The organism is Caulobacter sp. FG7 (assembly GCF_057808875.1).
Window position 1 is genome coordinate 1 of the sequence record NZ_JBMDIW010000059.1, and the last position, 6,507, is coordinate 6,507.

General features: G+C 71.7%; 7 protein-coding genes. 3 read left to right on the forward strand and 4 right to left on the reverse strand.

What is annotated here, in order from left to right; genetic code table 11:
* Nucleotides 1-138: 138 nt before the first annotated feature.
* Together ACODR1_RS24615 and ACODR1_RS24620 are read right to left on the reverse strand one after the other, a co-directional pair.
* The gene (locus tag ACODR1_RS24615) at nucleotides 139-792 is read right to left on the reverse strand and encodes a DUF998 domain-containing protein (RefSeq protein WP_488882788.1); all 654 of its coding nucleotides are present in this window, start codon (nucleotides 790-792) and stop codon (nucleotides 139-141) included.
* A 154-nt stretch (nucleotides 793-946) separates the two neighbouring features.
* On the reverse strand, nucleotides 947-2,605 hold the full coding sequence (locus ACODR1_RS24620; RefSeq protein ID WP_488882789.1) for a M28 family peptidase: 1,659 nt from the start codon (nucleotides 2,603-2,605) through the stop codon (nucleotides 947-949).
* A gap of 242 nt (nucleotides 2,606-2,847) precedes the next feature.
* Here ACODR1_RS24620 and ACODR1_RS24625 point away from each other — a divergent pair, with 242 nt between their 5' ends.
* Nucleotides 2,848-3,069, forward strand: coding sequence for a flagellar hook protein FlgE (locus ACODR1_RS24625; RefSeq protein WP_488882790.1), 222 nt, complete (start codon nucleotides 2,848-2,850; stop codon nucleotides 3,067-3,069).
* Between the two features lie 126 nt (nucleotides 3,070-3,195).
* On the opposite strand, the gene ACODR1_RS24630 is transcribed toward ACODR1_RS24625, so the two are convergent.
* Nucleotides 3,196-3,966: an anti-sigma factor family protein gene (locus ACODR1_RS24630; RefSeq protein WP_488882791.1), complete on the reverse strand. Its 771-nt coding sequence runs from the start codon at nucleotides 3,964-3,966 to the stop codon at nucleotides 3,196-3,198.
* On the reverse strand, nucleotides 3,963-4,442 hold the full coding sequence (locus ACODR1_RS24635) for a sigma-70 family RNA polymerase sigma factor (protein ID WP_488882792.1): 480 nt from the start codon (nucleotides 4,440-4,442) through the stop codon (nucleotides 3,963-3,965). Before ACODR1_RS24635 ends, ACODR1_RS24630 begins: the two co-directional genes overlap by 4 nt.
* A 147-nt stretch (nucleotides 4,443-4,589) precedes the next feature.
* Here ACODR1_RS24635 and ACODR1_RS24640 point away from each other — a divergent pair, with 147 nt between their 5' ends.
* Both ACODR1_RS24640 and ACODR1_RS24645 read left to right on the forward strand, forming a co-directional pair.
* Nucleotides 4,590-5,858: a S8 family serine peptidase gene (locus ACODR1_RS24640; protein ID WP_488882793.1), complete on the forward strand. Its 1,269-nt coding sequence runs from the start codon at nucleotides 4,590-4,592 to the stop codon at nucleotides 5,856-5,858.
* A gap of 101 nt (nucleotides 5,859-5,959) precedes the next feature.
* On the forward strand, nucleotides 5,960-6,507 hold a 548-nt coding region (locus tag ACODR1_RS24645), incomplete at its 3' end, for a hypothetical protein (protein ID WP_488882794.1).

Genomic DNA, 6,507 nt, shown 5'->3' on the forward strand with positions numbered 1-6,507 from the left:
CTTCGCGACAGCTCCCCCTTCAGGGGGAGCATCTTGGACAAAGGGCCGGAGGGGGCCGTTCTCAGCTTCCACAACGTCGGAATGTCACCCCCCCACCGATCGCTGACGCGATCGCCTCCCCCACAGGGGGAGGTTCCCCTAGGCCGCCGCCGGCTCCAGGTCCACCGGCCTGGCCCGCCAGCCGCGCTCCAGGCTCCAGGCGGCGATGCCCAGCCACAGGAGGCCCAGGAATGCATGGCCGCGCTGCCAGAAGCCGACGTCATTGCCCGTGCGCACGTTCCACACGCCCGTCAGCAGGGCCAGGACCAGCAGCAGGCCGAAGAACCAGCCCAGCGAGAAGTGCGCCAGCCGCCGGTAGCCCGGCTTGCCCCACAGGGCCCAGGCGGTGAACAGCGGCGCGAACTGGATGGCCAGGCCCACGCCGCAGGCCCGGTGCATGGGATCGGGCCAATGGAAGATGCCGGCGAAGAAGGCGCCCAGGCCCGTCATCGCCACCCACAGGCCGGCGAAGGCCGAGACCTGCCGGCGGCCGCCGGCCTTTTCCAGGGCATGGGCGAAGCCCGCGCCGGCGAACAGGCCCGCGACGCCGGCCAGCATCATGCCCAGGTTGAAGATCTCGGGGGTCGGGGCCGCCGGGCCGCCCAGCTCGCTGATGAACTGGGCGCCGGGGTCGAAGCCGGGAAACAGCCTCTGGGCCAGCCACACGTCGGCCACCATCACCAGCGGCGTGATCACGCCGAGCCTCAGGAGCGCGCCCACGCTGGCCACCAGATTCCCTCTCGATAAGGACATGAGCGTGGCGGCCGAAAGTGTAAGCGGTTTCGGCGCTCGCCACGCTCAAGTGTATGAAACTGAGCCTGTTTTATCCGCTTCTGATGGAATCCATCAGAAGCGGACAGGCTCAGGCCCAAAATCGGACTCTCCGCCTCCTCGGTCAATGGGTCGCTCAGCGCGCAGCCGAGGACGGATGCCCCTTGGGCGCGAAGGTCGAGCCGAAGAAGTCGCCCGGGTTCCAGGTCGGGCGCTCGGCGGCGTCGGCCAGGTCGTGGGCGATCTCGTAGTTGACCAGGGCGAACTTGGCGGCCGCCTGGTAGTCGATCGGCTGCTTCAGGTCGTCATTGGGCTTGTGATAGTGCGTCGCCAGGAAGTCCTTGAAGGCCTTCTCGCCGCCGTTCTTGAAGCCGGTCATCAGGAACACCGACGGCACGCCCTGTTCGACGAAGCGGTAGTGGTCGCTGCGGGTGAACAGGCCTTCTTCCGGCATCGGGTCGGGCGACAGGGCGATGTCGACGCGGCCGGCGGCCTTGGCGACGATCGGGCCGATGCTCGAGCGGTTGGCCCCGAACGCCACCACGTCGGTGAACGGGTACAGCAGCACCGGCATGTCCAGATTGACGTCGGCGGCCAGATTGGCCTTCGGCACGGTCGGATTGTGCGCGAAATACTCCGAGCCGATCAGGCCCTTTTCCTCGGCCGTGACGGCCAGCAGCAGGATCGAGCGCTTGGGCCGGTCCTTGGCCTGGATGAAGCCGCGACCGACCTCCAGCAGGGTGGCGACGCCGCTCGCGTTGTCGAGGGCGCCGTTATAGACCGCGTCCTCGCCGGGCTTGGGGTTCTCCTTGATCCCCTCGTGGTCGAGGTGGGCGCTGAGCACGATGGTCTGCGCCTTCAGCGTCGGGTCCGAGCCCTCGATCAGGCCGGCGACGTTGCTGCTGCGGCGCTGCTGGATTTCGCTCTTGAGGGCGATGCTGGCGGTCGTCGGCAGGGCGAAGCCCTCGACCTTGCCCTCCTGGGTGTCGGCGGCCGTGTAGGCGGCCTCCAGGCGCGCGGTGGCCGAGCCGAACAGCTTGTACCCGCCCTTGACGCTGATCGAGGCCAGGCTGGGCGCCGAGCCGCCGCGGACGAAGGGCGCGCCCTCCGGCGTGCTCCAGGTCATGCGCCAGTCGCGGCTGCCGGCGACGCCGCGCGCGAACGGACGGCGCTTTTCTCCCGTGGGCGTGCCCAGGGTCAGCACGCCGATCGCGCCGCGCCGGGCCGCCTCGGCCCGCTTGACGCCCACCGAGCCGTAATGGGCCCGTTCCTCGGTCTGGAAGCCCTTGGGCGCGCCCGACAGCACCACGACGATCTTGCCCGCCACGTCCAGTCCCGCGAAGTCGTCGCGGCCTCGCTCGGGCGCGTTGACGCCGAAGCCGACGAACACCAGCGGCGCATTCAGGGTCAGTTCGGCCTTGTCGGCCTGGGGGCTGGGAAGGAAGTCCTCGCCGAACACCAGCGAGGCCGGGGCGCCGGCGCCTTCGCCGATCTTGATCTCGCCGTCGCTGGCCGGGCGGTAGGCGACCAGCGGCACGGTCTGCAGGTAGGAGCCGGCGTCGCCGGCCGGCTTCAGGCCCAGAAGAGCGAACTGCGCGGCCACGTAGTTGGCGGCCAGGTCGTAGCCGCGCGTGCCGGCCTCGCGGCCCTCCATCAGGTCGTCGGCCAGGAAGGTCATGTGGGCGCGGATGGCGTCGGCCGAGGGGACGAAGGCGTCCTTGGGCGCAGCGAGGGCGGGGTGGGCGACCAGCAGGAGGGCGGCGCTGAGAAAGGCGGCGCGGCGCGAGAAGGACATTCGCTCAGGTTCCAGGCGCGGCGGATCCGCGGAGCCGGCGACCTTGCAGAGGGGAGGGCGGCTTGTCGAGCAAGCTCTACCTGAACGTTTTGTAATGTCGGCGATCAGAGCGTTCGCGCTGGTAACCTTAACGAGAAAAATTCTCTACATAATTGGGTAAGGTCGATGGAAATTCACCCTATTTATGAAGATCCGCTTAACCGAACCCCGTCAGCTTCGCGATAAGACAGGGGAAACGGTTCATGCAGGCCTTCTCGATCTCCGCCGCGGGCATGGGCGCCGCGACCGGCCGCTTGGCCGCCAGCGCTCAGCGCGTGGGGAGCGATGCGGGCCTTGTCGCCAAGACGGATCTCGCCGCCGAGCGCGTCGAGCAGATCTCGGCGCGAACCGACTTCTCCGCCAACGCCGCGGTGCTTCGCACCGCCGACGCCATGACCGGCGTCCTGCTCGACCTTCTGGCCTAGCAGTCCTCCGGTCATTGTCCGCGCCCGCCTCGCGTCCCCCCCTGCGAAGGGCGCGGATACGCCGCCTCCTGGATTTTCCCCTAGTCTTTCCAGGAGGCGGCGACCCTATCCGCCTTTGAATTCAGTTCAGCGCCAGTTGCTCTTCAGGGCCTGGGCCTCGCCGGCCGCGTCCAGCGGCGCGCCCGAGATCATGCCGTCGACCACGGCCATCACCGCCGCCGGCGTCTCCGAAGCGGCCTGGCGGTACTCGCCGCCGGCGACCGGAGCCGCCGCCGGCGATGAAGCCAGCACGCGCCAGGCGCCGTCGGCCCGGCAGGCCACGCCCGCCTGGTCCTGGCCCTGGAAGGTGCGGCACCAGCGGCCGGCCTGGCTCTTGAAGGTCACGCCGATCCGCACCGGGCCCTGGCCTTGCGCGGCCGCACCGTCCTCCAGCGCCCGGGCCAACGGCCCGACGGCCATCGGCAGCTCGGTGGCGCGGCCGTCGGCGGTCGGCGGCGAGGGCAGGGCCAGGCGTCCGATCGCCAGGCCGGCCACCAGGCAGGCGGCCATGGCGGCCCAGGCCGGCGGCTTGCGGAAGGCCGGGCGACCGGCGACCGGCGTCGCGGGCTTCTGGGCCTTGGCCTTGTCCTTGAGCTTTTCCTTGGGCTTGGGCTGCGGGAAGGCGATCACCTCGGCCGGCTTGCTCCCGGCGGCGACGGTGGCCTTCAGGCCGGGCGGGACCGGTTCGCGCAGCACCCCGGCATGGGCGCCCGACAGCAGGCGGCGCAGGTCGCGCTGGGCCTGGATCCGCGCGGCCAGGGCCGGGTCCTTGGTCATGGCCGCGGTGATCCTGGCCATGGTCTCGGGCGGGAGCTCGCCGTCCACATAGGCGAAGACCTCTTCGTCGCTCACGGTCATGGCCTTGCTCCTTGGTCGATCAGCGCGGCCTGCAGGGCCGTGCGGCCGCGGGCTAGGCGGCTGGTGAGGGTTCCCATCGGGATGTCGAGACTGTCGGCGGCTTCCTGGTAGGACAGGCCTTCGATCAGCACCAGGGCTACGGCGATCCTCTGGTCCTCGGGCAGGGCGTCCAGCGCCGCCTCGACGGCGGTCAGGGCCAGGCGGCCGTCCAGCGACGGCGCGGCCGGATCGGCGGCATGCACGCCGGCCTCGGGCGGGGCCAGGACACGGCCGTGGCGGGCCCTGCTTCTGCTCTCGTCGATCCAGGCGTTGCGCATGATCCGAAACATCCAGCTGTCTTGTCGCGTACCTTCCCGCCACTGATCGCGACGCGCCAGGGCGCGCTCGACGGTCAGCTGAGTCAGGTCGTCGGCGTCGGCGGGATCCCGGGCCAGCACCCGCGCCATGCGGCGAAGCCGCGGCAAGAGATCCAGCATGTCCTTCTGAAAAGAATCCAAGGTCCGCCTACGTCGCCTAAGGGAAGAAACGCGCCGCTTCCGGCGTTTAATCCATGAACCGGATAATTATTCCACTCCGCGCGGGTTCCGGCCATCGTTCTCGCGCGGCAAGCCTCGGAGATCGCGTTGCGGAAGAAAATCCACGTCCTGGTCGTCGCTGCCTGCGCCCTGGCCCTCGCGCCGGCGGCGGACGCGCAGCTGCTGCCGGGCGGCCTGCCGTCGCTGCCGGGCCGGCTGCCGGTGGTTTCGGACGTGGTCGACGGCGCCGAGGGCCTGACCACGCGCACGGCGCAGGGCGTGCGGGACCTGGCGGGGCTGGACCGGCTGAAGGCCCTGCTGCGGGCCAACCCCCGCGTGCTCGAGCCAGACGACCAGGGCCGTCCCGTCGTCCGCGGCGAGGTGCTGGCCGTTTCGCCCAGTCGCGAGGCCGTGCAGCGCGCCGTGGCCGCCGGCTTCGTCGAGGCCCGGCGCGAGCGGTCGGGCGACCTGGGCGTCGAACTGGTGACGCTCACGCCGCCGCGCGGCATGGACGCCCGCCAGGCCGTTCGCCGGCTGCGGGCGCTGGATCCGTCCGGCGACTACGATTTCAATCACATCTATGCCGGCGCCGGCGTGGCTGCCCTGGCGGGGGTGGCCCCGACGGCTCAGGCAGCGGGAGGCGCAGGCGGCGCGCGGGTGGGGTTGGTGGACGGCGGGGTCGACACCGGCCATCCCGACTTTCGCGGCGTCGCCATCGAGCAGCGCGGGTTCGCCAAGGGCGCGCCCAAGGCCGGGGCGCACGGCACGGCGGCGGCCTCGCTGATCGCCGCGCGGGACTATGGTTCGGCCGGACCGGGCGCGCGGCTCCTGGCTGCCGACGTCTATGGCGTGGGACCGACCGGCGGCTCGGCCTCGGCGATCGTCGGGGCGCTGTCCTGGATGAGCGCGGCCAAGGTTCCGGTGGTCAATGTCAGCCTCGTCGGGCCCGACAACGGCGCGCTGCGGGCGGCGGTGAAGGCGCTGGTCGGTCAGGGCGTGCTGGTCGTGGCGGCGGTCGGCAACGACGGCCCGGCCGCACCGCCGCTCTATCCGGCCTCCTATCCGGGCGTGATCGCCGTCACGGGCGTCGACAAGCGGGGCAGGGCGCTGCCCGAGGCCAGCGCCAACGGCCAGGTGGCGTTCGCGGCCCTGGGCGCCGAGGTGCGGGCCGCTGCGCCGGGTGGACGCAAGGCGACCTTGCGCGGCACCTCTTTCGCGGCGCCCGTGGTGGCCGGGCGGCTGGCCCGGCTGACGTCGAGCCCCGATCCGGCCAAGGCCAGAGCGGCGATGGCGGCTCTTGGCCGTTCGGCCAAGGATCTGGGCGCGCCCGGACCCGACAAGGTGTTCGGCGCGGGCGAGGTCGACGCGGGACGCTGAAAAAATTTCGGCGGGGATGGAAGAAAGCCGGAAGCGGCGTCGTTGGACGGGTCAGGAGGCGAAAAAGACGCCCCGCGAAATGATCCTCAAGGAGACGTCCCATGCGTAAGATCTCGTTCCTCGTCACCGCCGCTTCGGCCGCCGTCCTGCTGGCCGCCCCGATGGCCCAGGCTCAGTTGCTCGGCGGTTCGGGCGGCGGCGGTCTGACCGGCGGCCTCACGGGCGGCATGGGCGGCCTCGGCGGCCAGCTGGGCGGCGCTGGCGGCCTGGGCGGCGGCCTGACCTCGCCGGACACCAGCGGCCTGGGCTCGGGCGTCCGCAGGACCACCAGCCGGATCCGCGACCGGGCCGGCGAGACGACCTCGACCGCACGCGGCAAGGCCCGCGACGCCGCCGGCCGCACTCGTGGCGCCGCCGAAGGCGCGGCCTCGACGGCTCGCAACACCGCTTCGAGCGCCAAGGCCGACGGTTCAGCCGAAGGTTCCGGCTCGGGTTCGGCCTCGGCGAGCGCCGGCCAACTGACCGGCGCCCTGGCGGGGGCGGGCTCCGGCGCGGGTTCGGTCGGCATGCCCGACGCCAGCGGCCTGACCTCGACCGCCTCGGGCGCCGCCTCGAACGTGGCCTCCCGCGCCCAGGGCGCCGCCGGCTC

What these genes read in the sequence shown, in the direction of transcription:
- ACODR1_RS24615 (WP_488882788.1), bottom strand. Translation starts at nt 792, where the DNA reads ATGTCCTTATCGAGAGGGAATCTGGTGGCCAGCGTGGGCGCGCTCCTG.
- ACODR1_RS24620 (WP_488882789.1), bottom strand. Translation starts at nt 2,605, where the DNA reads ATGTCCTTCTCGCGCCGCGCCGCCTTTCTCAGCGCCGCCCTCCTGCTG.
- ACODR1_RS24625 (WP_488882790.1), top strand. Translation starts at nt 2,848, where the DNA reads ATGCAGGCCTTCTCGATCTCCGCCGCGGGCATGGGCGCCGCGACCGGC.
- ACODR1_RS24630 (WP_488882791.1), bottom strand. Translation starts at nt 3,966, where the DNA reads ATGACCGTGAGCGACGAAGAGGTCTTCGCCTATGTGGACGGCGAGCTC.
- ACODR1_RS24635 (WP_488882792.1), bottom strand. Translation starts at nt 4,442, where the DNA reads ATGCTGGATCTCTTGCCGCGGCTTCGCCGCATGGCGCGGGTGCTGGCC.